Origin of the sequence: Rhizobium sp. P38BS-XIX (assembly GCF_012641435.1) — a bacterium.
Taxonomy (GTDB): Bacteria; Pseudomonadota; Alphaproteobacteria; order Rhizobiales; family Rhizobiaceae; genus Rhizobium.
Map to the genome: position 1 here is coordinate 327,143 of NZ_JABAIJ010000004.1, position 26,270 is coordinate 353,412.

At 59.4% G+C, this 26,270-nt stretch carries 21 protein-coding genes; 18 read left to right on the forward strand and 3 right to left on the reverse strand.

The features are described from left to right. The 10 genes from HGP17_RS15875 (at position 1) to HGP17_RS15920 (ending at position 11,816) form a co-directional block, all read left to right on the forward strand. Entirely contained in the window at positions 1 to 1,053 is a 1,053-nt protein-coding gene (locus HGP17_RS15875) for a 3-carboxy-cis,cis-muconate cycloisomerase (protein WP_168810570.1), read from the forward strand. Between the two features lie 142 nt (positions 1,054 to 1,195). Continuing rightward, positions 1,196 to 2,368: an ABC transporter substrate-binding protein gene (locus HGP17_RS15880; protein WP_168810572.1), complete on the forward strand. Its 1,173-nt coding sequence runs from the start codon at positions 1,196 to 1,198 to the stop codon at positions 2,366 to 2,368. Between the two features lie 90 nt (positions 2,369 to 2,458). After that, the gene (locus tag HGP17_RS15885; protein WP_168810574.1) at positions 2,459 to 3,322 is read left to right on the forward strand and encodes a branched-chain amino acid ABC transporter permease; all 864 of its coding nucleotides are present in this window, start codon (positions 2,459 to 2,461) and stop codon (positions 3,320 to 3,322) included. 1 nt (position 3,323) lies between these two features. Beyond that, a complete protein-coding gene (locus HGP17_RS15890) occupies positions 3,324 to 4,325 on the forward strand; it encodes a branched-chain amino acid ABC transporter permease (protein ID WP_168810576.1) in 1,002 nt (333 codons plus the stop codon). Next, the gene (locus tag HGP17_RS15895; protein ID WP_168810578.1) at positions 4,322 to 5,086 is read left to right on the forward strand and encodes an ABC transporter ATP-binding protein; all 765 of its coding nucleotides are present in this window, start codon (positions 4,322 to 4,324) and stop codon (positions 5,084 to 5,086) included. Before HGP17_RS15890 ends, HGP17_RS15895 begins: the two co-directional genes overlap by 4 nt. Continuing rightward, entirely contained in the window at positions 5,067 to 5,783 is a 717-nt protein-coding gene (locus HGP17_RS15900) for an ABC transporter ATP-binding protein (RefSeq protein WP_168810580.1), read from the forward strand. The genes HGP17_RS15895 and HGP17_RS15900 overlap by 20 nt, the downstream gene beginning before the upstream one ends. Before the next feature lie 134 nt (positions 5,784 to 5,917). After that, the gene (locus tag HGP17_RS15905) at positions 5,918 to 6,310 is read left to right on the forward strand and encodes a GFA family protein (protein WP_168810582.1); all 393 of its coding nucleotides are present in this window, start codon (positions 5,918 to 5,920) and stop codon (positions 6,308 to 6,310) included. 138 nt (positions 6,311 to 6,448) lie between these two features. Then, entirely contained in the window at positions 6,449 to 10,075 is a 3,627-nt protein-coding gene (locus HGP17_RS15910) for a hydantoinase B/oxoprolinase family protein (RefSeq protein WP_168810584.1), read from the forward strand. A gap of 85 nt (positions 10,076 to 10,160) precedes the next feature. Beyond that, positions 10,161 to 10,688 (forward strand): winged helix DNA-binding protein, encoded by a 528-nt coding sequence (locus HGP17_RS15915; RefSeq protein WP_168810586.1) that lies wholly within the window; start codon positions 10,161 to 10,163, stop codon positions 10,686 to 10,688. Between the two features lie 297 nt (positions 10,689 to 10,985). Further along, on the forward strand, positions 10,986 to 11,816 hold the full coding sequence (locus HGP17_RS15920; RefSeq protein ID WP_168810589.1) for an MBL fold metallo-hydrolase: 831 nt from the start codon (positions 10,986 to 10,988) through the stop codon (positions 11,814 to 11,816). A 28-nt stretch (positions 11,817 to 11,844) separates the two neighbouring features. Here HGP17_RS15920 and HGP17_RS15925 read toward each other — a convergent pair whose 3' ends face one another. Together HGP17_RS15925 and HGP17_RS15930 are read right to left on the reverse strand one after the other, a co-directional pair. Beyond that, complete coding sequence (locus tag HGP17_RS15925; RefSeq protein WP_168810591.1) at positions 11,845 to 12,591, reverse strand: polysaccharide deacetylase family protein; 747 nt, start codon at positions 12,589 to 12,591, stop codon at positions 11,845 to 11,847. After that, positions 12,581 to 13,678: a glycosyltransferase family 4 protein gene (locus tag HGP17_RS15930; protein ID WP_168810593.1), complete on the reverse strand. Its 1,098-nt coding sequence runs from the start codon at positions 13,676 to 13,678 to the stop codon at positions 12,581 to 12,583. The genes HGP17_RS15925 and HGP17_RS15930 overlap by 11 nt, the downstream gene beginning before the upstream one ends. A 200-nt stretch (positions 13,679 to 13,878) precedes the next feature. Here HGP17_RS15930 and HGP17_RS15935 point away from each other — a divergent pair, with 200 nt between their 5' ends. Further along, a complete protein-coding gene (locus HGP17_RS15935) occupies positions 13,879 to 15,603 on the forward strand; it encodes an adenylate/guanylate cyclase domain-containing protein (protein ID WP_168810925.1) in 1,725 nt (574 codons plus the stop codon). Between the two features lie 77 nt (positions 15,604 to 15,680). Further along, positions 15,681 to 16,559 (forward strand): FkbM family methyltransferase, encoded by an 879-nt coding sequence (locus HGP17_RS15940; RefSeq protein ID WP_168810595.1) that lies wholly within the window; start codon positions 15,681 to 15,683, stop codon positions 16,557 to 16,559. 2 nt (positions 16,560 to 16,561) lie between these two features. Here HGP17_RS15940 and HGP17_RS15945 read toward each other — a convergent pair whose 3' ends face one another. Then, positions 16,562 to 17,041, reverse strand: a complete 480-nt coding sequence (locus HGP17_RS15945) for a class I SAM-dependent methyltransferase (protein WP_168810597.1) — start codon at positions 17,039 to 17,041, stop codon at positions 16,562 to 16,564. Positions 17,042 to 17,186: 145 nt separating this feature from the next. On the opposite strand from HGP17_RS15945, the gene HGP17_RS15950 reads away from it, so the two are divergent. The 6 genes from HGP17_RS15950 to HGP17_RS15975 all read left to right on the forward strand — a co-directional run bounded on the left by HGP17_RS15950 (position 17,187) and on the right by HGP17_RS15975 (position 26,215). Then, positions 17,187 to 18,362: a DUF3095 domain-containing protein gene (locus tag HGP17_RS15950; RefSeq protein ID WP_168810599.1), complete on the forward strand. Its 1,176-nt coding sequence runs from the start codon at positions 17,187 to 17,189 to the stop codon at positions 18,360 to 18,362. Between the two features lie 368 nt (positions 18,363 to 18,730). Then, on the forward strand, positions 18,731 to 20,068 hold the full coding sequence (locus HGP17_RS15955; protein ID WP_168810600.1) for an adenylate/guanylate cyclase domain-containing protein: 1,338 nt from the start codon (positions 18,731 to 18,733) through the stop codon (positions 20,066 to 20,068). 160 nt (positions 20,069 to 20,228) lie between these two features. Continuing rightward, positions 20,229 to 22,136: an ABC transporter ATP-binding protein gene (locus tag HGP17_RS15960; protein ID WP_168810602.1), complete on the forward strand. Its 1,908-nt coding sequence runs from the start codon at positions 20,229 to 20,231 to the stop codon at positions 22,134 to 22,136. After that, entirely contained in the window at positions 22,133 to 24,049 is a 1,917-nt protein-coding gene (locus tag HGP17_RS15965) for an ABC transporter substrate-binding protein (protein WP_168810604.1), read from the forward strand. The genes HGP17_RS15960 and HGP17_RS15965 overlap by 4 nt, the downstream gene beginning before the upstream one ends. Next, a complete protein-coding gene (locus tag HGP17_RS15970; protein ID WP_168810606.1) occupies positions 24,042 to 25,040 on the forward strand; it encodes an ABC transporter permease in 999 nt (332 codons plus the stop codon). Before HGP17_RS15965 ends, HGP17_RS15970 begins: the two co-directional genes overlap by 8 nt. Continuing rightward, positions 25,037 to 26,215 (forward strand): ABC transporter permease, encoded by a 1,179-nt coding sequence (locus HGP17_RS15975; RefSeq protein ID WP_168810608.1) that lies wholly within the window; start codon positions 25,037 to 25,039, stop codon positions 26,213 to 26,215. Before HGP17_RS15970 ends, HGP17_RS15975 begins: the two co-directional genes overlap by 4 nt. Positions 26,216 to 26,270: the final 55 nt, after the last annotated feature.

Sequence of the window (26,270 nt, forward strand, 5' to 3'; positions counted from 1 at the left end):
ATGAGTGTTTCACCTTTCGATCATCCATTTCTGTCAGGTCTCCTCGGCGACGAGGAGATTGCCGGTTACTTTTCCGCCAAGGCTGATATTCGCGCCATGCTCGCCTTCGAAGCCGCGCTTGCCAAAGCGGAGGCCGGGCACGGCATCGTGCCGCAGGATGCCGCAGTCCATATTGCCGAGGTCTGCAGCAGTTTCGAGCCGGATCCGCAGAGCCTGAAGACAGCAACGGCTTCCGATGGTGTCGTCGTGCCCGAACTTATCAGGCAATTGCGCAAGGCGGTCGGCGGGGATTTTGCGCAGCATGTCCATTTTGGCGCGACCAGCCAGGACGTCATCGACACCAGCTTGATGCTGCGGTTGAAGGCCGCTGCTTTCATCCTTGCCGGACGTCTCTTCGCCACATCGTCGGCGCTTTCCAAATTGGATGAGCGGTTCGGTTCGCATGGATTGATGGCGCATACTCGAATGCAGGCGGCCATTCCAATCACGGTTTCCGACCGTCTGAGCGCATGGCGGCACCCGCTTGATCAATATCGGGATCGACTGACACAGGAGAGCTTTCCGCTGCAGTTCGGCGGTGCTGCCGGGACGCTGGAAAAGCTCGGGCCCAAGGCGTCGGAAATCAGAAACTCGCTGGCGCAGGCGCTCGGCTTGACGGATGAACCACAGTGGCAAAGCCAGCGGGCGCGTATTGCCGAACTGGCCGGATTGCTATCGATGATTTCAGGCAGCCTCGGGAAGATCGGTCAGGACATTGCGCTTTTGGCGCAAGCCGGCGACGAGATCGAGCTTTCGGGCGGCGGTGGTTCCTCAGCCATGCCGCACAAGCAAAATCCGGTTGCTGCAGAAACGCTTGTCACGCTTGCCCGTTTCAATGCCGTGCAGCTTTCGGGCATTCATCAATCGCTCATCCATGAACAGGAACGCTCCGGCGCCGCCTGGACGTTGGAATGGCTGCTGCTGCCGCCTATGGTCGTAGCGACGGCGGCCTCGCTGCGCCATGCCGAGCATTTAATCGGGTCGATCAAACGCTTGGGGACGTCAGCGGGATAGGCTGATGGTATAATTCATAACCGTATGGGTATGGATGGTGACCTTTATTTCATTTTACATTACCATTTCCTATGGGAAATTGGTGGTGATCAGATTTTGAACGATCAAGGGCGGTGCGGGAACGACTGCCGGGAGGAGAAAAATGAAACGCTTTGTCTTGGCCGCCATCGCGGCAGTCGCTCTGGGTGGTGCTGCCTACGCCGATACCATCAAGGTCGGTGTCATCGGTCCATTTTCCGGTCCGTTCGCCTTGCAGGGCAAGAACTTCAAGGCCGGTATCGACGCCTATATGGCAATGAACGGCAAGACGGTTGGCAATGACGAGGTGGAGGTGGTTTACCGCGACTTGCCGGCCGCTGATCCGGCTCAATCAAAGTCGCTTGCCCAGGAGCTCGTCGTCAAGGAGCATGTGCAGTATCTTGCCGGCTTCTACTTTACGCCGGACGCGATGGCCGTAACGCCGATCCTCAAGCAGGCGAACGTGCCAATGGTGATCTTCAATGCCGCGACTTCGGCGATCGTCACGAAGAGCCCGCTTGTCGTGCGCACATCCTTCACGACCTGGCAGACGTCGACGCCGATCGCCAAGGTCGCCTCTGACGCGGGTGTGAAGAAGGTCATCTCCGTCGTCAGCGATTATGGTCCGGGTGTCGATGCCGAAAATGCTTTCAAAGCGGGTTTTGAGAAACAGGGCGGTGAGGTCGTTCAAGCGATCCGCATGCCGCTTTCGGCCAACGACTTCAGTCCGATCATGCAGCGCATCAAGGATTCCGGTGCACAGGGCGTGTTTGCCTTCCTGCCATCCGGCCCGACGACGCTTGGCTTCGTCAAAGCCTTTAACGAGAATGGCTTGAAGACGGCAGGTATCAAGTTGTTCGCGCCTGGCGACCTGACACAGGAGTCCGACCTCCCGGCGCTCGGCGACGCCGCGCTCGGCATGCAGACGACCTTCCACTACGCGGTTTCCCACGACTCTCCCGAGAACAAGGCCTTTGTCGCCGCCGCCGACAAGGCGATCGGCAATCCCGCCGAGCTGACCTTCCCGGCCGTTGGTGCGTTCGACGGCATGCATGTCATCTACAAGATGATCGAGGCAACCGGCGGCAAGCAGAATGCGCAGAAAGCAGTCGATGCAGTGAAGGGTCTGTCCTGGGTTAGCCCGCGCGGCCCCGTGACCATCGAGCCGGAGAGCCGGCATATCACGCAGAACATCTATCTGCGCGAAGTCGCCAAAGGCGACGACGGCAAATACTACAACAAGGAAATCCAAACCTTCGAAAAGCAGGGCGATCCTGGCCTTGCCGCTGCGAAGTAAACGCGCCTGGACCCACGCCCCCGATCGGAACTCTCCGCTCAGGGGCGTGACGACAGCCATCGCGCAACAACAATCAGACGAGCGATTTCAATGCAAACCGTGCTCAGCATAGCAGTCGATGCCCTGGCTTACGGCATGGTGCTGTTCGTGATCTCCATCGGCCTTTCCGTCACCATGGGCCTGATGCGCGTCGTCAATCTGGCCCATGGCGCCTTTGCCATGATCGGTGGCTACATTGCGTCTTATGCCGCGCACGATCTTGGTCTTGGTTACGCCGTTGCCGTCTTGCTGGCGGTGGTCGGTACCGTCATCATCTCGATCCCGATCGAGCGACTGCTTTACCGGCGCATTTATGGTGCGCCTGAGCTGACGCAGGTGCTGATGACGATCGGCATCACTTTTTGCATCATCGGCATCGCAAACTACGTCTTCGGCCCAACCTTGAAGACCATTCCCTTACCGGGTGCCCTGCAGGGCTCGGTCGACCTCGGCTTTCGCACGATCGGAACCCACCGTATCTTCGCGATCGTCTGCGGTCTCGTAGTCGCGCTGGCGCTCTGGTATCTGATCGAGAAGACCTCTTTCGGCGTGAAACTGCGCGCCTCCGTCGATAATGCCTCGATGGCGGCCGCGCTCGGCGTGCGGACGGAAATCGTCTACGCCGTCAGTTTTGCCGTTGCCGTCGGCCTTGCTGCCTTCGGCGGGGTCGTCGGAGCGGAGTTGCTGCCCGTCGAACCCTACTACGCACTTCGCTACATGGTCACTTTCCTCGTGGTCGTTTCCGTGGGCGGCGCCGGCTCCATTTCGGGCGCACTGCTGGCCTGTCTCATTCTCGGCTGCGTCGATACGACAGGCCGTTATCTCATGCCGGAATATGGGGAGTTTTTCTTCTATCTGGCCGTCATCGCCATCGTCTGCGTATTTCCGCGCGGCTTTGCCGGGAGACTGAAGTAACATGGCTATGACCCTTGAAAGAGAGGCCGCGCCGATGATTGGACATCGCACATTTGGGCGGGATTTGATTGCAGTTGCCGTCATCGTCGTCGTGGCTGCCGCCGGCTATCTGCTATTTCCCGAAAATCTTGCTCTCCTGACTCGATTGATCGCGATTGCGCTTCTCGTGCTCTCGCTGGATCTCGTCACGGGATATTGCGGCGTGGCAACGCTCGGTCATGCCGCGCTGTTCGGTGCGGGTGCCTATGCCGCCGGCATCGCGTCGGCCCATTACGGCATCAACGATCCGCTTTTGATGACACTTGCCGGCATCGTCGCTGGAGCCATCGCCGGCCTTATATGCGGCGTCGTCATCCTCAGAGCGCACGGTCTGCCGCAACTCGTTCTGTCCATCGCTCTCATCTATCTCTTCCATGAATTCGCCAACAAGGCCTCGAGCTGGACTGGCGGCAGCGACGGCTTGTCAGGCATCTCGCCGGATCCGTTGTTCGGCGTTTTCGAATTCGATCTCTACGGACACACGGCCTACATCTATGGCGTCGCGCTCTTGCTGATTGCGCTGGTGCTATTGCGCTTTCTCGTGCGTTCGCCCTTCGGAATGTTGTGTCGTGGTATTCGGCAGGATCCCTTGCGCATTCGCGCCATGGGAGCTTCGCCGAAGATGGCGCTGATCAAGATGTATATGATTTCCGGCGCCGTTGCCGGTATCGGGGGTGCCCTGAACGCCATCTCCACCCAGGTGGTCGGCCTTGACAGTCTCTCTTTCACGCAATCGGCAGAGGCGCTCGTGATGCTTGTACTCGGCGGTACGGGGTCTCTGTTCGGCGCACTTGCCGGCACGGTGATCTTCATGCTGTTCGAGGACTATGTCTCTGCCGCTAACCCGTTTCACTGGTTGACCATCGTCGGGGCACTTTTGATACTGGTGGTTCTCTTTGCACCCAAGGGGATCTATGGCACAGCCGCTGCCTATCTCGCCCGTCGTCGGGAGGCCCGGACATGAGTGCCATTTTCGAGGTCGTCAACCTGAAGAAGGCGTTTGGCGGCCTGACGGTGACAAACAATGTGAGCCTGTCGATGGCGCCCGGCGATCGCGTTGCCCTGATCGGCCCGAACGGTGCCGGCAAGACGAGTTTCGTCAACCTCGTCACAGGCAATCTGCCCGCGGATTCAGGCGAGGTTCGCATCGCCGGTCAGAACGTCAACAAGGTTGATGCCATCGGGCGCGTCAGGCGCGGGCTGGTGCGCTCTTTCCAGGTGACGCGGCTGTTTCAGGATATGACGCCAGCCGAGCATATTGGTCTTGCAATCCTGCAGCGGACCGGCCGTTCCGGCCGAATGTTCGGTAATTTCCTCTCCATGCGTGACGTGATGACCGAGGCGGGCGAGCTGCTCGGCACGCTCGGTCTTACGGCACTTGCGCACCGTAAGGTCAGCGAGATCGCCTATGGCCAGCAGAGGCTTCTGGAAATCGCCGTTGCCATGGCCCTGAAACCGAAAATTCTATTGCTCGACGAGCCGGCGGCAGGCGTGCCGCAGAGCGAGACGGGGCGCATCGAGCAGGCGCTTGCCGATCTGCCTGCCGACCTCGCCGTGCTGATGATCGAGCATGACATGGATCTTGTCTTCCGCTTTGCCAAGCGCGTGGTGGTGCTCGCCGCCGGCACGATCATATTCGACGGGTCGCCGAAAGACGTCACTGAGGATGCGCGGGTGCGCGAAGCCTATCTGGGGAGCTACGCCAATGCCGGCCACGCCGCTTGAAGTCGAAAATCTGTCGGCCGGCTATGGTCCGACGCGCGTGCTGGAGGGGGTTTCCTTTTCGGTCCCGGCCGGTGGCCGGCTGGCCGTGCTTGGCCGCAACGGCATGGGCAAGAGCACGCTGCTTGCCACACTCGCCGGCCAGACCCGGCGCTATGAAGGCCGCATCCGGCTGGGTTCGGCCGATATTGCCGGGTTGCCCAGCGCCCGCCGCGCCCATCAGGGCCTCGGCTATGTACCGCAGACGCGCGACGTCTTTCCGACACTGACCGTCGAGGAAAATCTGTCCGTCGGGCTCAAAGGGCGGCCGAAGAGCGCCCTGCAGGAAGCCTATGACATGTTCCCGCGCTTGAAAGAGCGACGTCGCAACCTTGGCGGACAGCTGTCCGGCGGCGAGCAGCAGATGCTGTCGACCGCACGCACGATCCTCGGTCGCCCTTCCGTCCTGCTTCTGGACGAGCCGTTGGAAGGGCTTGCGCCCGTCATTTGCGAGGAACTGATGGCGGCCTTTGCCACGCTCGCCAAGGCGGGCGACATGACGATCCTGCTTGTTGAGCAGAGGATCCAGAGCGCGCTCGATTTCGCTAGCGACGTCATTATCCTGGAGCGCGGGCGGCTTGCCTGGAAGGGGACGCCCGAGGCTCTGGCCGCGGATCATGACACGGTCGAGCGTTTGCTCGGCGTCGGCGGATTGCATTAGAAGCGCCGCTGTCGGCCGAAACCCAATCACAAGAGGTCTAAAGAGCGAGCCGCACGCGTCGAGATGCGTGTGATTGCAGCGCATGTTCGGTCTGTCGTAACATGCTGCCTGCCTATTCTTGGAGGAGGTGCAGGATGGACCGTGTTACGGGAGGCTGCCTGTGCGGCAAGGTGCGGATTGTCGCGTCGGGACGGCCATATCGGGTCGGCATTTGTCACTGTTTCGATTGCCGCAGGCATCATGGTGCCCTTTTTCACGCTTCCGCGATTTTTCCTGAGGGCGCGGTGGCGGTCGAAGGTGAGACGCGCGATTATGCTGGCCGCTTTTTCTGTCCGCATTGCGGTTCGTCCGTCTTCTCGAAAAGCGAAGACGAAATCGAGGTGAACCTGGGGTCTCTCGATGCTCCGGATCAGTTTTTGCCAACCTACGAACTCTGGACCGCACGACGTGAAGGCTGGCTGCCGCCATTTCCATTTGCCAGACAATACGAGGGGGATCGCAGGGGAACGGGCCGGTTTGAAGACTAGTTGATATCCGTCGCGCACGCCACGCGGGACAAAAACTGTTGATCGCATCAGCTCCCAGCAATTCATGTTGACGATAAAACGTCGACGATTTATCGATATATTATCATTGTTAGTGGCGTCGTTCTGTGGGAGGCCGGTTTGTCGGAGAAGATTTCGGGTCGTTGGGATTTCTGGATCGATCGCGGCGGTACGTTTACCGACGTGGTCGGGCGCGATCCGTCCGGTGCTCTCCACGCCCGTAAAGTCCTCTCGGAAAACCCCGAGGCGTACCGCGATGCGGCCGTCCATGGTATCCGTCTCCACCTCGGTCTCGGTAAAGGCGAACCGGTTCCAGAAGGTGCGATCGGCGAGGTCCGCATGGGCACAACGGTTGCCACCAATGCGCTGCTCGAGCGCAAGGGCGAACGTCTTGGCCTGGTGACGACAAAGGGTTTCAGGGACGCTTTGCGCATCGGCTATCAGGAACGCAAGAAGATCTTCGCGACCGAAATCGTCAAGCCGGAAGCGCTTTACGAAGATGTCGCCGAGATCGAGGAGCGCGTGCTTGCCGACGGGACCGTGGAGCTTGCTCTGGACGAAAAGGCTGCAGAAGGGGCGCTGCGCGATCTCCTTGCAAAGGGCTATCGCTCGGTCGCCATCGTCTTCATGCATGCCTACAAGTTTCCGGCGCACGAGGCTGCGGTCGCCCGGATCGCACGATCCCTCGGCTTCGAGCAGGTCTCCGTCAGCCATGAGGTTTCGCCGCTCATCAAGCTTGTGGGACGTGGCGATACGGCCGTCATCGATGCCTATCTCTCGCCGGTACTCGGGCGCTATATCCGCCAAGTCTGCGATGAGCTCGATGTCGAGCGCACCGGTGCGCGGGTCATGTTCATGATGTCATCGGGCGGTTTGACCGCTGCCGACATGTTCCAGGGCAAGGACGCCATTCTCTCTGGCCCTGCGGGCGGCGTCGTCGGTCTTGCCAAAACCGGCGAACAGGCAGGCTTTGCCAATGTCATCGGCTTCGACATGGGCGGCACTTCCACGGACGTGGCGCATTTCGACGGCGAATATGAGCGAGCCTTCGAGACGGAAGTCGCCGGTGTACGCGTGCGCGCGCCGATGATGCTGATCCATACCGTGGCCGCAGGCGGTGGTTCGATCCTGCATTTCGATGGCGATCGTTTCCGCGTCGGTCCGGATTCGGCCGGTGCCTTTCCGGGACCTGCCTGTTACCGCAATGGCGGCCCGCTTGCCGTCACCGACGCCAACGTCATGGCCGGCAAGCTCCTGCCGGAATTCTTCCCCTCCATCTTCGGCCCCGACCAGGATCAGCCGCTGGATGTCGAGACGGTGCGCGTCAAGTTCGCGGCGCTTGCAGCCGAAATCGGCGATGGCCGCAGCCCGGAAGATGTCGCGGACGGCTTCATCCGCATCGCCGTTGCCAACATGGTCGAGGCGATCAAGAAGATTTCCGTTCAGCGCGGCTATGACGTGACGCGCTATGCGCTGAACTGCTTCGGCGGCGCCGGCGGGCAGCATGCCTGCCTGGTTGCGGATGCACTCGGGATGAAGAGCATTCTTCTGCATCCGATGTCCGGCCTTCTTTCCGCCTATGGCATGGGGCTTGCCGATATCCGGGCAACGCGCCAGAAGGCGCTCGGGGTTCCCCTCGATGATGCCGCGCCAAAAGCGATCGCGGCACTCGGCGGCGAATTGCGCGGCGAATGCGTGCCCGAACTGGAAACGCAGGGCGTCGCAACGGTCGAGATCAAGACGGTCCAGCGCGCCCATATCCGCTACGCCGGCACCGATACGCTGCTGGCCGTCGAAACGACTTTCCCCGAGATCGATGACCCCGCGCGATTGCGCAGCCAGTTCGAGACGCTGCACAAGCGTCGCTTCGGCTTCGTGGCCGAAGACAAGCCTCTCGTCGTCGAAGCTGTCGAGATCGAAACCATCGGCGGCGCGGCTGCCGATATTGCAGTCGAGCTGGAGGCTGCTGCTGAAGGTGAAGCGCAAGCGACCAGGCAGACGTCCTTCTATTCGAACGGCGAAAGCCACGGCGCAGCCGTTGTCCTGCGTCAGGCGATCAAGCCAGGCCAGACTGTGACCGGCCCGGCCATCATCATCGAGCCGAACCAGACGATCGTTATCGAGGACGGCTGGCAGGCGCGGCTGACGCTCAAGGATCACATCGTCCTCAAGCGCATCAAGGCGCTGCCGGAGCGCAATGCCATCGGCACCAAGGCCGATCCCGTCATGTTGGAGATCTTCAACAATCTCTTCATGTCGATCGCCGAGCAGATGGGCATGACGCTGCAGAACACCGCCTATTCGGTCAACATCAAGGAACGGTTGGATTTCTCGTGCGCCGTCTTTGACGCCGAAGGCAATCTGGTCGCCAATGCGCCGCACATGCCGGTTCATCTGGGCTCGATGGATGCGTCCGTGGCAACCGCGATCCGCGAAAATGCCGTCATCCATCCGGGCGACGTCTTCCTGATCAACGCGCCCTATAACGGCGGTACGCATCTGCCTGACCTCACCGTCTGCACGCCGGTTTTCGACGATGTCGGCAAGAGCATTCGCTTCTGGGTCGCCAGCCGCGGCCATCATGCCGATATCGGCGGAATTTCGCCGGGATCGATGTCGCCGCTTGCCACCCATATCGAGGAAGAAGGCGTCTATATCGACAATTTCAAGCTGCTCGATCGCGGCCGCTTCTGTGAGGCGGAACTTACGAAGCTTTTGACTGGCGCGCGCTATCCGGTGCGCACGCTCGCGCAGAACATCAATGATTTGAAGGCCCAGGTCGCCGCCAACGAAAAGGGCGTGGCCGAGCTGAAGAAGATGATCGCGCTCTTCGGTGAAGATGTCGTCGATGCTTACATGGGTCACGTTCAGGACAATGCGGCCGAAAGCGTGCGTCGCGTTCTCGACCGTCTGTCGGATGGCGAATTCAGCTATGAGATGGATCAGGGCTGCAAGATCGTCGTCAAGATTTCGATCGACAAGGACAAGCGCGAGGCAACGGTGGATTTCACCGGCACGTCGGCGCAGCGCCCGGATAATTTCAATGCGCCGCAGCCGGTCACACGCGCGGCCGTGCTTTACGTCTTCCGCGTGCTCGTCGAGGCGGATATTCCGATGAATGCCGGCTGCCTGAGGCCGATCCGGATCATCATCCCCGAAGGCACGATGTTGACGCCGAAATATCCGGCGGCCGTCGTTGCCGGCAATGTCGAGGTTAGCCAGGCCGTGACGAACTGCCTGTTCGGCGCGGTCGAGGCACTTGCCGCTGCTCAGGGAACCATGAACAACCTGACCTTCGGCAACGAGACCTATCAGTACTACGAGACGATCTGCTCCGGTGCGCCGGCGGGCCCGGGTTTCAATGGCGCCGATGCCGTTCACACGCATATGACCAATTCGCGCCTGACCGACCCCGAAATTCTCGAGACGCGTTTCCCCGTCGTTCTGGAGGATTTCCACATCCGGCCGAATTCGGGCGGACGCGGTAAGTGGAATTCCGGTAACGGTACGCAGCGCACGATCCGCACGCGCGAAAAGCTGGAATTCGCCATCCTCTCCGGCCATCGGCGCGTGGCGCCTTTCGGCGTCAAGGGCGGTGAAGCGGGTCAGACCGGCCGCAACTACGTCCGCCGCAACGATGGCAAGATCGATGAGTTGATCGGCTCGGCCCACACCGTCCTCGAGCCTGGCGAAGCGTTTACGGTGGTCACCCCAACAGGCGGCGGCTACGGGAAGAGGGGCGGCTAGGAACATCATACCAAAGCTGGGCGCCAGTCTATGCCCGGTTTTGGCAATCTTGCAGGTGCCTTGATCCGTTCGAAGGAGTTTTCAGGTGACGTCCGAGGAAAAGAGTAGACCGCGCGATTTGATCGTCTCGTCGGCCCATCTGGCGGATGGCAGTTCGCCGGCCTTGTCCGAGCTCGAATACGGATCAATCCTCTTTTCCCATGCGTTCAACCGCTGGCTGGTCCGTTGCATGGCGGCCGCCGGTGTGCCTGGCCTTTCGCCGGTCGAAATCCTGATTATTCATTCGGTGCGGCATCGCGACCGGCCGAAAACACTTGCCGATCTCTGCCTCGTCCTCGACATCGAAGATACCCATGTGGCGAACTACGCCATCAAGAAGCTCGAAGCGGCCGGGCTGGTCAAAAGCGGCAAGGCCGGCAAGGAAAAGACCATCCGGGTGACCGACAGGGGCCTGGACGCGCTGCAGCGCTATACGGAAATCCGTGAGCGGCTGCTTGTCGAGGCGACGAAAGTGTCCGGTCTTTCCCAGGACGGCCTTTCCGATATCGCCTCACATCTTCGCGCCCTGTCGGGTTATTACGAGCAGGCCGCGCGCTCGGCTGCAACTCTTTAACGATTACGGTTGAGAGTTCGACTTCATCACAAAGTTGTGTAGGCCATCACTTTCCCTGGCGCAAGCCCGCTTGAAGGTCCGTGCGCGAGCGGATGTTCCCCGGGCCTTATCTATTATGTCATTTTATACCTATATTAGGCTTGTGCGATCCGCTGGCGGTCATCCGCCAAGCGGTCCCGATCGATGAAACGATGGGATCCAGTTTTTACCAAGGCACGACTTTTAAAAATTGCTGGCTTCGCACGATAGCAAAAGTGTGCTTCTGTTGACCGAAAGGGGAATGGTGTAAAAACTTCCATGAACAACGATAGTTTCGAGCTGAAGTTCTGGGGCGTGCGGGGTAGCATCCCTGTATCGGGACCGGAATTTGAGCGGTACGGCGGCAATACGTCGTGCATTGAGTTAAGGCATGAAGGCAGGCATATCTTGTTCGACGCCGGGACCGGTTTGCGCGAAGCGGCCGCGTCTCTTGCGAAGGAAGGGGTCCGGAATATCGATCTCTTCTTCACCCACTCGCATTATGATCACATTATCGGCTTGCCTTTCTTCAACGCGATCTATGATCCGCGCGTCAGCGTAGATCTGTGGTCCGGGCATCTTGCCGGCAAGACGACCACGCGGCAGCTGATCGGTCAATTCATGCGACCGCCCTGGTTTCCTGTCGAACCCGATATCTGTCGCGCCACGATGAATTTCCGCGATTTCGCCGCCAGCGATACGCTGAAGCCGCATCCAGGTATCGTCATTCATACCGCCAGGCTGAATCATCCGGGCGGCTGCATCGGTTATCGCATCGAGTGGTCCGGCCGGATCATCGCCATGGTCTACGATACGGAACATGTGGCCGGCAAAATCGATGAGACGGCTCTGGAGCTGATGGCCGGTGCGGATCTTGCCATCTATGACGCGACCTATCTCGAATCGGAAATGCAGAAATACCTGGGCTTTGGCCACTCCACGTGGGAGGAAGGCATTAAGCTTGCCGAGAAGGCCGGCGCCAAACGATTGGCGCTTTTCCATCATGCTCCGGGACGCACCGACCGCGAACTGGACGAGATGCAGCGCGATGCGCAGAAGCGTTTTCCGCAAGCCTTCTTCGCGTTTGATGGCCAGTCGCTGCAGCTCTGAAAGCCGGCAGCGACAGACCTGGTCAAACTCAATGTACGAAATCGCCAACCGGCCGCCATTCTATGGCGGCATGGCTCGCAGTTTCCTCAAATAACGTCTCGACAAAATCCCAGGCGAGATCATCATGCACGAGATGGTGCGTCATGATGCCGATCGGCTCATCATTCCCGGCGAAGCGGTTCTGCAGTTCCTCTACGAGATGTCCAAGGATTTCGGCATGGGGCAACCCGCCGCGCGCGCCATGCCATCTCATGATGTCGATATGCGTGTTGATCAGCCCGATCGGCGATTGTTTCGCCAGGCCAAACACCGAAACGGCACGGTAACCGAAGGGGGCCAGATGCGGCAAGAACGCGTCGTCGATCCGGTTCCAAGGCGGCACGAGCAGCGGAATGAATTGCGATGGATAGAGGGCTTTGATCTTGTCAAAGCCGCGATGAAGCTCTTCGAGCACGATTTCCTGTGGCCGGTGCAGGCCAAGCTCCTGCTTCTTGGTGTCGTCGGGCGCATAGTTCTGATGCGTCCAGCCGTGCACGGTGGCGGTAACGAGGTTTTCGCGCGACAGTCGCTCGGCCAGCGCCTCGCCGGTCGGCCCGGGAATGATCGCAAGCGCCATCGGCACATCGAAACGATTGGCAAGAGACAGAAGCCGATCGAGCGCCGGGGTCGGTTCGATGGCGTCGTCGTCGCGGAACCAGAATTTGGCCGTCTTGCCGGCCTCGCTCCATCGCCGCAGCTCGTCGCGCAGCGGCTGCCACTCGGCTTTATCGCTCATGATAGGTTTCTCCCAGATGGTTTCGAAGAATGGTTCGAAGTCGTTTCGATGCGGCGACGAGGGACCGCTCGTGATGGACGAAGTCATAGGCCGCATTCGCCATCGTCTGTCGCTGCTTGCGATCCTGCAATAGCTGGACGATGGCATCTGCGTAGGCTGCAATGTCGCCTTCGGGTGTGAGGAGGCCGGTCTTATTCGCCATGACCACCTCAGGCACTCCAGCCGTGGCCTGGGCAACGACCGGCAGGCCTGCCGCCTGCGCTTCAAGATAGGCAAGGCCATAGGCCTCGTTGCACCCCGGCCAGACATAAAGCCCGGCCGTTGCCAGCTCATGCGCGATCTCCGTCGTGGGGAGCTCCCCGCGCCAGGTGATCCGCCTCTCTCCCATCGCGGAAAACAACGATCTGACCTCGGCTCGCATCGGACCGTCGCCAATGATGGTCAAGGTCCAGTCCTGATCGCGAATACGATCGAGGGCGGCGGCAAGCATGGTGTAGCTGTCGAATTTATCGCCTTTTCGCAACATCGCCACGACCGCCAATCGCTGCGGATCCGCGTGGCCGCGGGTAAACGGCGTAGTATCGATGAACGGAAGGAACCGCTCGTAGCGCCCTTCCGGAATGGCATCGCGCAAACCGATCCGATCCCGTTCGGTAAAGCACAGATTGACGCTTGCCAACCGAACCGCATCGGCGATCAGGCGTTGGTTTTCTCCCCAGCCGTTCGCATCGTGGCGACGGGAATAGGAGGCTTCGGCGGTGATATAGGGAATGCCGAGTTTTCGAGCGATGGACGGCCCGATCAGATCGGGTGTTTTGTAATAAGGGTGATAGGTAAACCAGAGTTCCGGCGCCGGCTCATCATGCCCACGGTCAAGAAGACTATTTATCTCGCGGCCCGCTTGCAGCGCGATTTCGGCGCGTGGTGCGTCTTCCGGCGTCGGCGTGAAGCTTCGAAGTTCCGACGCGATGTCGACCTGATGTCCTGCCATTTCGAAGGCCGCAATCATCTGACGCGCCATCAGCCGATCGCCCGACGGCACCGGATGATTGGGGGATTTCAGCGGAGCATAGAAGGCAATCTTCATGGTGCCGATGGATGGTTGACAATTAAGTGATGGTACGAGCGCGGATTGTGAGAGGATTGCCCGAATTCCGGCCGGTTGCGTGACGATAAAATCCCTGCTTCAAAAAGCCGCATTCTCGACAGTGCGCGGCGTTGCGGCTAGATGAATAGGCGATAGCCGTTTTCCGGCTTATTGTGAACGGACAATTTATATTGGGTTTGATGACCAGCCAGGCAAGAAAGCCAATCCTGTCCGATCGCCTTGTGCGCAAGTTCCGCCTCGGTTCGGGCTTGGTGGTATTCACGTTCGTCATCATGCATCTAGCCAATCATGCTCTCGGGCTGATTTCGCTCAGCGCGGCCGAGCACGGGCAACTGTGGTTCAAGGCGGTATGGCGCAATCCGGTCGGAACCGTCCTCCTCTATGGAGCCCTTGTCGTTCATATCACGCTGGTGCTTCGGATGCTTTATCGCCGCCGGACCTTGGTCATGCCCGCAAGCGAGGCATTCCAGATCGTCACCGGCCTGCTGGTGCCGCTGCTCTTGATCGACCATATCGTCTCGACACGCGTCGTCCATGAAGTCTACGGCTATCATGATACCTATAAGGCGATCGTTCACAGCCTGTGGGTCACGTCACCCATCAACGGTGTGCGTCAGTCGCTGGTCCTGCTCATCGTCTGGCTTCATGGCTGCATCGGAGTCCATTTCTGGCTGCGTTACCGCCCCTGGTATACGATGATCGCTCCGGTCGTACTTTCCTTTGCCATCGTGCTGCCGGTTCTCGGGTTGCTCGGTTTTGCCGCCATGGGAAGGGTCGTGACGCATGAGGCGGCCCAGGCGGATGAACGTGGCTACAGTGGCGGCTATTATAGCGATATCAGCAGTTATGGCGAAGGCGGATCGGTGCCCGGTACGCAGATGGCTGACGCGCTTTTACCGTATCGAGCCGGCTTCTATGGCGCGTTCAGCCTGTCGATCGCCGCGCTCTTCGGTTTCCGAGCTCATCGGCGGATACGCGAGCGGCAACATCAGGTCGCGGTCCGCTATGGAGGCGGCGAGGTTGTCTATGCGCCACAAGGTTTCAGCGTCCTTGAGGCAAGTCGCCTCGGCGGCATACCGCATTATTCCGTCTGCGGCGGCAAGGGACAATGTTCCACCTGCCGCGTTCAGGTCATCGAAGGCGGGGAAAACCTGCCGCCGCCGGAGGCGATGGAACAGAAGACGCTGAACCGGATCGGTGCCACGCCGGATATCAGGTTGGCGTGTCAGTTGCGGCCGACGGCAAATGTCAGCGTCGTACCCCTGTTGACACCAATGGCCGAGGCGACAATCCCCGTATACACGCAAGCGGCCAGCCCAGGGCGCGAGCGCGAGATCGTCGTCTTCTTCTGCGATCTGCGTCACTTCACGTCGCTGACGGAAGCCCGGCTGCCGTTCGATATCGTTTTCCTGCTCAATCGCTATTTCGCGATCGTTGGCCGTATCATCGAAGAGAACGGCGGCAGGTTGGACAAGTTCATCGGTGACGGCGCGATGGCGCTGTTCGGGCTGCGCACCACCCCGAAAGAGGCGAACCGACAAGCGCTGAAGGCTGCGGCGGCGATCGTGCGGGAAATCGACAAATTGAGTGCGGAGTTGGCGGAGGAGCTCTCGGCCCCCCTCGAGATTGCCATCGGACTGCACACAGGCTCAGCCGTTGTCGGCTCCATGGGATATGGCAGCGTCAAGAACGTGACCGCCATCGGCGACACCGTTAACGTTGCCAGCCGCCTCGAAAGCGTCGCCAAGGAATATAACACGGCGCTGGTGTTTTCCGAGCCGGTCGCTCGGCTTTCGGAAGTCGATATTGACGGCATCGAAAGCCGTGAGATCGCGGTGCGCGGCCGCGGTGAAGCTTTGCGGGTCTATATCGTCTCGAAGGAAGCGAGCAGCCGTTTTTCCTGATGCCGGAGGTTTGACCGTCCGGGCGTGCCGATCTTCGCCGTTTGCAACGGAGACGCGGTGATGTAGGGAATGGCGCCATGCTCGATGGTAAGATGTTGACAAGAAAATACTGGCGCCGCGCCTTTCGTAAAAAGCGGGATGCGATTGCGACCCGCCTTTTCGATACGCGGCTCGGCCGCGATATCCTCGTCAGCGCGCTCGGTCCGCGCGTCAAGACGATGACGGTGGACTGCGGCGATCACGTCCTGAGTTTTTCGCCGGCTGATTACATCGGTCGGAAGGTCTTTCGAAAAGGGCATTTCGAGCGGGATCACGTCGATCGGCTGCTGAGCGTGCTGCAGGAGCGCGGTCTGTTGCGCACCGGAGTAACCCTTTTGGAGCTCGGTGGCAATATCGGTACGCAGACCTGCTATTTTGCACTCAGCAAGGCGTATGACCGCATTATCACGGTCGAGCCGGATCCTCGTAATTTCCGTCTGCTTTCCGCCAACATCGCCGACAATGGTTTTGACGCAATGGTGACTGCGGTCAACTGTGCCGCCGGTGATCGCGGCGGGGAGCTCGATTTCTATCTCAACCACAAGAACCACGGCAAAAGCAGCGCGCTGCGCCAAAGCGCAAGCGATGAAAAGATCTCGGTGCCGGTGAGAACGGTTCCCGACATCCTCGCGCAGGCCGGGACCGACCCGGCCGATATCGGGCTGATCTGGATGGACATCGAGGGTTACGAGCCGGTTGCCTGCCGCTCGATGATCGATCTGATGGCGGCCAAGGTACCGCTCTACATGGAATTCACCCCTGCCTTCTACGGCAAGGAGCAGGCCAGAATCTTCGTCGCCGAGCTTGCAGGTCACTACAGCGAGTGCCTTGCGTTTTTCGAAGATCGACGGCAGCCGATGAGGGTGATCGATCTGCCTGTTGATGGCGATCAGTTCGATGTTCTTTTTCTGCCCTGAGACTATCTGCGGCGATAGATGAAATAGCGCCCTTCCTTGACGCTCGAGGGCCGGGGCAATTCCTGCAGATTGGCGTGCTCAAGGGGAAGGCCGCTTACGGCGATACCACCGGATGCCAGCACGCCGGCCATGATCTCTGGCAGCCAGGTCAGCGTTATCGCATCCTTCTCTTCATAGCCGGTGCCGATGTCGGCGTGTGCGAGCGATGCGCCGGCGCCGATATATTGTCTGGCGGTATCCTTGATCTCGCCGAGGATCAGATTGTCGGTCGAGGGCATCGAAGGACCATAGGCATTGGCAGCCCTGTCGAAGGCGATGATGCGGCGATCCTGAAACAACTCGCGCAGATGGTCGAAGGTACGACCGTTGCCGAGACCCAGCTCCAAAACGGGGCCGTCAAGCCTTCTGACATCATCAGCAACAGAATTGAGGATATCGCGCTGTGCGCTCAGGCGGCGAATGAAACTATCCAGGCGGCTCATCGTATTTCAAATATCCTTGGCGTCTTGTGCCTCTCCCAATCTGGAGGTAGCACGCCCTGCATCTCGGCGTCGACCGCCCGCTGGTTTTTCGACGCATTTGCTGTAGGGATAGATTGTCGCGGCGCTCACAACAGGGGGAAATATCATGGCCGAGCCATCCAACGATGATTTCTTCCACAATATGACGGCTTTTACCCGCTTTGAAGGCGTGACCGACAGCGCCAATTACAAGCCGCTTCCGGATGACTGGCTGATCGCGATCGCGGATATCGTCAGCTCTACCGAAGCGATTGCTGCCGGTCGATACAAATCCGTCAATATGGCCGGTGCAAGCGTAATTTCGGCCGTGCTCAATGCGGTCGACAAAGGGGATTATCCTTTCGTTTTCGGCGGCGATGGTGCGCTGGTGGCCATCCCGCAGTCAGGCGAGACACGGGTTCGGCAGGCACTTGCGGCCGTGCGAACCTGGGTCATGGAGGAATTACAACTCGATCTGCGCACGGCGCTCGTGCCGATGTCTGCCATCCGGAAAGAAGGGCTCGACGTCATGGTCGCCCGCTTCAGCCCAAGCGAATATGTTTCGTACGCCATGTTTTTCGGTGGCGGCACGAGTTGGGCGGAAAGGCAGATGAAGGCCGGAAAATTCATCATCGAGGCGGCCGAGCCAGAGGCCCGCCCCGACCTCACCGGCCTGTCCTGTCGCTGGAACCCGATCAAGGCGCACAATGGCGAGATCGTCTCCATCATCGCAGTTCCGACCGATGGTGCTGACATCACCAGGTTCCAGACGCTCGTGACCGATATCATCGCCATTACTCGTGAGCAGAGCCGCGACAGCCATCCGGTGCCGGTTGAAGGTCCTACTCCCGCGCTGATCTTTGAAGGGGCAGACCTGGAGGCACGTGCCTTGGTCTCGCCGGCCAGGCGCTGGCGACAAAAGTTTTTAATCGGCGTGCAGATTGGCCTGATGAACGTCATCGACAAGCTTGGACTGCGTATGGGGACATTCGACGCCAAGATCTATCGAAGCGATCTCGCCGCAAATTCCGATTTTCGCAAGTTCGACGACGGTTTGAAAATGACGATCGATGTCGACGCGCAGCGCCTCGCGCGGATTGAGGGGCGTTTGCGTCAAGCAGAGGCGGAAGGGGTTTGTCGCTATGGGCTTCACCGTCAGGAGAGTGCGTTGATGACATGCTTCGTTCCGACGCCGCTGATGCGCGACCACATGCATTTCATCGACGGTGCCAGCGGAGGCTACGCGATGGCTGCTATGGCGCTGCGTGGCAAGCACCCTGCCGAATTGGCAGCCGGCGAATGAATTTGGCTGTTTTGTCGTTTCCATCCGCCTTTTAGGATATTTTTGTCGCAATAGCGATTTTATCGATCAAACTGAACTCCTCGCCATTGTTTCAGGGGTATCTTCGCCTTATCTCAAGGAGAACAAAACGAGAGTCGGCAATTTTTATGGCCGATTTCTGCGGTATTCCATGGTGTTACGTGCCTGAAAGGCACGGCCAATTATTGAATGGTGTCGGTGCGATCCGGGCTTGTTAAAACGGCGCCTCCACATCGCATGATTGTTTCATTCGAGTTGAGCCGATCGGCGTGAGGGCGTCATGCGGCTATAGAAGAAATTCGGATGACCGTGGTGGCGCTTTGAGATTGCGAGAATAGGCCGTGGGGAAAATGACTGTTCATTCGACTGTTTCCGATATTCTTCTCGACAAGGTGGCGGAGTGGCTGACGCAGGCGGCGCTGACGGGCGAAAACCTGGAGAGCATCGTTCGCGGTTTCTGCGAACGCATGGCCGCGTCCGGGCTGCCGATTTCGCGCGTGCATCTGACGTTTTCCATGCTGCATCCCCTCTATGACGCGCTGGGCTTCACATGGCGGCGCGCAGGCGGCTTGATGATCGAGGGCTACCGGCATGTGAACGAGAAGCCGGAACGCTTCATGCAGAGCCCCTATTACTATCTTCTGTCCAACAATCTTCAGCATCTTCGCCGGCGCATCGATGTGGAAGGCGCGGCCGAATTTCCGATCTTCGAGGATTTGCGCAAGGAGAAGGTGACCGACTATCTTGCTTTCGTGCAGACGTTTGGCGCCGGTTCGGTGCAGGGCATGATGGGGTCCTGGTCCACCGACAGCATTGGCGGCTTCAGTGAAGAGATGATCGGTGCGCTCATGCGCATGCAAAACCACCTTGCCATGGCCGCCAAGATGGCCGTTCTCGGCAAGCTCGCTAACAACATGCTCACCACCTATCTCGGTGGCGATGCGGGCAAGCGCGTGCTGAACGGCCAGATCCGCCGAGGCGACGGCGAGACGATCCGTGCCGCGCTCGTGATGGGCGATATGCGTCAATCGACGGTTTATGCCGAGAAGGAAGGACGCCAGGCCTACATCGATACGCTCAACGAATTTTTCGATGCGATCGCCGCGCCCTTCAATCGAAATGGCGGCGAAATCATGAGTTTCCTCGGCGACGGATTTCTGGCGGTTTATCCTTGCGGCCGCCACAAGGATCCGTCCAAGGTGGCGTGCGAGGCCGCGTTATCGGCGGTGTTCGAAGCCCAGCGCCGTGTGACCGCGCTCAACAAGGATCGCCAGTCGCGCAGCCTGAGCGAAGTGCGCTACGGCATCGGCCTGCATGTCGGCAACGTCATGTTCGGCAATGTCGGCCTGAAGGATCGCCTTACATTTTCGGCCTTTGGCGCTGCCGTGAACGAGGTCGAGCGTCTGCAATCCCTCACGAAGAAATATGCGACGGAAGTTGTTGCGAGCCAGGCTTTCTCCAGCTACACGGACTGCGAATGGGGAACGCTCGGCGAGGAAAAGCTCAGGGGCGTGCGCCAGCGCTTCACGGTCGTCTCTCCCAAGATCACCACTGCCGCCAACGCTACGTCGGAGATTTTCAACGACACGGCACCGGATGGTTTGTCGGAGGCCGAGCAGGTCATCCTCCTGCACAGGGATGCCAAGAAGTTCGAAGGCCGTCTTCAAGTCGAAAACCTGGCTTCGTGATCCCCATGAACGGCTAGCTCAGCATAAGCCGATATATCACTGGAAAGACGACAGTTTTTTAACAGTCTCGCCAATGCTTTGACGCGCTAGACACCCGTTATGCCCTACGTTAGTGTGCCGTATAAGTGCACAAAGGTCATGTGAGCGGGAAGTAATATGTATGGCGTCAGGGACTGATCTACTGCGTATTGAGAACCTTGACGTTTCGTTCTCGCTCTATGGGGACAAGCTGGACGTCGTGAAGAAGGCCAATCTGCGCGTGCTTCCCGGCAAGGTGACGGCACTCGTCGGCGAGTCCGGCTCAGGAAAGTCCATCATAAGCCAGTCGATCATGGGAATTCTCCCGGCAGCCGCTCGGGCAAATGGTCGTATTCTTTTCACCGACCCGCTCGATGGCCGCACGACCGATCTGCTGCAGCTTCCAAGAGATGGTGCGGAAATGCGCCGGTTGCGCGGCGCCCGTATGGCCAAGATTTTCCAGGAGCCGATGACATCGCTGTCGCCGCTGCATACGATCGGCAACCAGATCAGCGAGGCGCTGCGCATCCATAAGCCCGGCATCAGCAGGGCGGAGCAGCGCGAGAAGACCGAGGAAATGCTGCATCTCGTCGGCTTCCAGGACCCCAATCATACCTTCGACAGATATCCGTTCGAGCTTTCCGGTGGGATGCGTCAGCGCGCGATGATCGCAATGGCGCTGATCTGCAATCCGGCACTGCTCATCGCCGACGAGCCGACGACAGCCTTGGACGTCACCATTCAGGCGCAGATTCTCGGTCTGCTGCGCAATCTGCAGCAGACGTTCAACATGGCGATGCTGCTGATCACCCACGACCTTGGCGTGGTCGCCAACATGGCCGATGAGGTCGTCGTCATCTATCACGGCGAGATCATGGAAGCCGGTCCGGTCGAAACCATCTTCCGACAGCCGCAGCATCGCTATTTGAAGGCTCTGATGGCTGCGGTGCCGCATTTCGACATGAAGGCGGGTGAGCGGTTGAAATCGCTGCGCGATGTTCCAGTCAACCTTGGCACGTTCTCCGGAAAGAAAAAACTGCTTGGCAATGCCGCCGCCGCCCCTGCGACCGGGCCTGAGGTGATGCTCAGCGTGCGCAATCTGGCCAAGACGTACACATCCAAGGTCGGCGGCATGTTCGGCCGGCGCGAGAGTGCCAAACTGCGCGCGGTTGACGATGTCAGCTTTGATATTCGCCGCGGCGAATGTCTTGGGCTGGTTGGGGAAAGCGGCTGCGGGAAGACGACGCTGAGCAAGATTCTCATGCGAGCCGTGACCGCAGATAGCGGCTCCGTCAGCTTCGACGATGGCAACGGCGCCATCGATGTGCTTGCCGTCAAGGGCGACGAACTGATGGATCTGCGCACGAAGATCCAGATGGTCTTCCAGGATCCGGTGTCGTCACTGTCGCCGCGCATGACTATTCGCAATATCCTGAGCGAACCCCTGGAGATCCACGGGCATGGCGATAGCGCCGAGCGCAAGGAAAAGGTCAAGGCGCTGATGCAGGCCATCGGCCTCGACAAGCATTTTCTCAGCCGCTATCCCCACAGCTTCTCCGGCGGCCAACGCCAGCGTATCGGCATTGCACGCGCCCTGGCGCTGGGGCCGAAGTTGCTCATCCTGGATGAGCCGGTCTCGGCACTCGACGTCTCGGTACAGGCACAGATCCTCAATCTTCTCAAGGATCTGCAGAAGGAACTTGGCCTCACCTATCTGTTCATTTCGCACAATCTGGCTGTCGTCGATTACATGGCCGATCGGATCGCCGTCATGGCGCGGGGCCGTATCGTGGAAATCGCACCGCGCGAGATCATTCTGCGCGACCCCGTCCATCCCTATACGCGTTCGCTCCTTGCAGCGGTGCCGTTCCCCGACCTAGACCGCCCTCTGAATTTTTCGGCACTGAACAGCGAGGGTCCTGCGGCCAAACAGAAATGGGGGCCACAATTCTCTGAGGGCGGAGACGGGGACCTCGTCTATGCCGATCTGGGTGGCGGCCATTTGGTTCGCGCTCGCCGAGGTGTCAATGTCGAGGAGTTGCGCCCATGATAAAGCGCCGTACGCTTCTCGGCCTGATGGCCTCCGCAATGCTTCCGGCGCCCGCCATTGCCGCGGATGTCGACAATGAACCTGAATATCTTGCCGATTGGCTCCGAGCCGGCCAATTGCCGCATCTCGCCAGGCGCCTGCCGAAATTTCCCCGCATCGTCAACGTCGCGGCCATGGGCCGCACGCCAGGCAATTATGGCGGATCGGTGCGTACCATCATCGGTAGCCAGAACGATATCCGCTTCATGACGATTTATGGCTATGCGCGGCTCGTGGGTTACGATCGGACGCTGACGTTGCAGCCCGACATTCTCGAATCCTTCACCTCGGTCAACGACACCGTCTTCACGTTCAAGCTGCGCGAAGGCCACAAATGGTCTGACGGCCATCCTCTGACATCGAATGATTTTCGCTATTGGTGGGAAGATGTCATCCTCAACAAGCAGCTGACGCCAGGCGGCGGCGCTTTGGAATTGCGCCCACACGGCAGTCTGCCGCGTTTCGAGGTGCTCGACGAGCTGACCGTGCGCTATTCCTGGGATGATCCCAATCCGGATTTCCTGCCCATTCTTGCAGCTCCGCAGCCGCTCGTCATTCTCGGGCCGGGCCATTATCTCAAGCAGTTTCACAAGAAGTATCAGGATAGCATTCGGCTTTCTTCCCTCATGCAGGAAAACCGGGCGAAGAAGTGGCAGGACCTTCACATCAAGATGGCCCGCTCCTACCGGCCGGAAAATCCGAATTTGCCGGTCCTCGACCCCTGGCGAAATACCACGGCGCCTCCGGCTGAACAGTTCGTCTTCGAGCGCAATCCCTATTTTCACCGTGTCGATGAGAATGGCCGGCAGTTGCCCTATATCGACCGGATGATCCTGAACATCAGCTCCTCATCGATCATTCCGGCAAAGACCGGTGCCGGCGAGAGCGATTTGCAGGCAACCGGCATCGATTTCAACGATTACACCTTCTTCAAGGATGCCGAGAAGCGCTATCCGATCAAGGTCAACCTCTGGAAGGCAGTTCGCGGTTCGCGCGTGGCGCTCTTCCCGAACCTGAACAGCGCCGATCCCGTCTGGCGCGATGTTCTGCGTGATGTCCGGGTGCGCAGAGCGATGTCGCTGGCGATCGACCGGCACGAGATCAATATGGCCGTCTTTTACGGCCTCGGCACGGAAAGCGCCAACACCGTTCTGCCGGACAGTCCACTTTACAAGCCGGAATATGCCTCCGCCTGGATTGCCCACGATCCGGATCAGGCGAACGCCCTGCTCGACGCTGCCGGCCTTTCGAAGCGCGACGACGACGGCATCCGCCTGTTGTCGGACGGACGGCGGATGGAGATCACCGTCGAGACCCCCGGCGAAAGCCCGCTCGACGCCGATGTGCTGGAGCTTGTCACCGATCACTGGCGCAAGGTGGGCATCGCGCTGTTCATCCGCGTGTCGCAGCGCGATATTTTCCGCAGCCGCGTGATGGGCGGCCGGACCATGATGTCGCTTTGGTATGGCCTCGACAACGGCGTACCGACAGCCGATATGAGCCCGGCGGAGCTGGCGCCGACGGCCGACGACCAGATGCAATGGCCGCTTTGGGGCATGTATTACCTGTCGCGCGAAACGCAGGGCGTGGCGCCCGACCTTCCGGAAGCGGCGAAACTCGTCAAGCTTCTGGGTGAATGGGGTACGGCAGCTTCCTCGTTCGAGCGCGCCGAGATCTGGCACGATATGTTGGCGACGTATACCGAGCAGGTTTTTTCCATCGGCTTGATCAATGCCACGCTGCAGCCGATCGTGCATTCCTCACACATGCAGAACGTGCCGGATAAGGCGCTTTTTGGCTTCGACCCGACCTGCTATCTGGGCGTTTACATGCCGGACACCTTCTGGATGAAGGAGGATCACCCCAATGCTTAGATATATCATCTGGCGTATCGCGGTGATGGTCCCGACGCTGATCGTCATTTCAATGCTGGTCTTCACCATCATCCAGCTCCCTCCGGGCGATTTCTTCGAGAGCCAGATCGCGGAGCTGCGCGCCCAGGGCGAAACTGCAAATCTCCAGGAGATTGAAAATCTCCGTCATGAATACGGGCTCGATCGGCCACTGCCCATCCAGTATATTCGCTGGGTCGGCGGCATGCTGCACGGCGATTTCGGCTATTCCTTCGAGTATCAGCTGCCGGTTTCGGACGTCGTCGGCGATCGCCTGTGGCTGACCATTCTGGTCTCGATGACGACGATCCTGCTGACGTGGCTGATCGCCTTTCCGATCGGCATCTATTCCGCGACGCACCAATATAGCTGGGGCGACTATGGCCTGACCTTCCTCGGGTTGCTCGGTATCGCCATTCCGAATTTCATGCTGGCGCTGATCCTGATGTATTTTGCCAATGTCTGGTTCGGCGTGTCCATCGGGCATCTGATGGACCAGAAATATCTGTCGCAGCCGATGAGCTGGGAAAAGGCGCGCTCAATTCTCTCGCACCTGTGGATTCCGGTCATCATCGTGGGGACGGCGGGGACGGCGGGCATGATCCGCCGGTTGCGCGCCAATCTGCTCGACGAGATGCAGAAGCAATATGTGGTGACGGCACGCGCCAAAGGGCTTCATCCCTTGAGAGCGCTGGTGAAATATCCGCTGCGCATGGCGTTGAACTTCTTTGTCGCCGATATCGGCTCGATCCTGCCGTCGATCATCTCGGGCGCCGAAATCACCGCGATCGTGCTATCGCTTGAAACCACTGGTCCGATGCTGATCAGGGCACTGCAGAGCCAGGACATGTATCTCGCCGGCTCGTTCCTGATGTTCCTCGCCTTCCTGAACGTTATCGGCGTGCTGATCTCGGATATCGCGCTCGGCTTTCTCGATCCCCGCATCCGCTTGCAAGGCAGGAGCACAAAGTGAACTCACCTCTGCCAAGCCCCGGCGCACCCCTGGAGCATTATGTCTCGAGCGCGGATTTCGATCCCGATCAGTTCGAAGCCATGTCCGCTGGCCAGCAACGTTATTACATGGCCTCGCAAAAGAAGCTGATGTGGTGGAAATTCAAGCGCCACAGGCTTGCGCTTGCCTCCGGCATCTTTTTGATCCTGCTTTACGGCATGATCCTGATCGTGGAGTTTCTGGCGCCTTACGGGCTGCATAGCCGTAATGTCGAATATATTCACTCCCCGCCGCAAGCCATTCATCTCTTCGACAAGGATGGAAATTTCGTCGGGCCGTTCGTCTACGGCCGCAAGATGACGCTGGATATCGACACGCTGCGCAGGGTCTATACCGAAAATCCGGCCGACGTTCAGCCGATCCGTTTCCTGTGTCGCGGCGATGACTATCGTTTCTGGGGATTGGTAAATTCGAACCTCCATCTCGTCTGCCCGGCCGTCGGTGGTCAGATGTATCTGCTCGGAACCGACCGACTGGGTCGCGATGTACTGTCGCGTATCATCTATGGTGCGCGCATATCCCTGACGATCGGCCTGATCGGCATCTCCATCAGCTTCGTCCTGGGCATCGTTATCGGGGGGCTTGCCGGCTATCACGGCGGCCTGTTCGACCTTCTTGTCCAGCGCGTCATCGAGGTGCTGCAGTCGCTGCCGAGCTTGCCCTTGTGGATGGCGCTGGCCGCGATCATGCCGGTCAGCTGGAGCCCGATCATCATTTATTTCGGCATCACCATCATTCTCGGCATTCTTGACTGGACCGGACTTGCGCGCGCTGTGCGCTCCAAGCTTCTATCACTGCGCGAGGAGGACTATGTGCTCGCCGCGCAGTTGATGGGGGCAAGTCCGCGTCGCATCATCGGGCGCCATCTCGTGCCGGGTTTCATGTCGCACCTGATTGCGACAGCGACGATTTCGGTGCCGAGTATGATTCTTGGCGAAACAGCGTTAAGCTTTCTCGGATTGGGCCTGCGCCCGCCGATTACGAGCTGGGGCATCCTGCTGACGGAGGCTAAGAGCGTCAGCGTGATTGCCTTCTATCCATGGCTTCTTTTTCCCATGATCCCGGTCATTTTGGTCATTCTGGCGTTCAACTTTTTAGGAGACGGCTTGCGCGATGCCGCCGATCCCTACAAATAGCAGGGTAAATGGCGAAGACAGGATTGCAATTCGAGGAGCGGACGCGGATGTCATT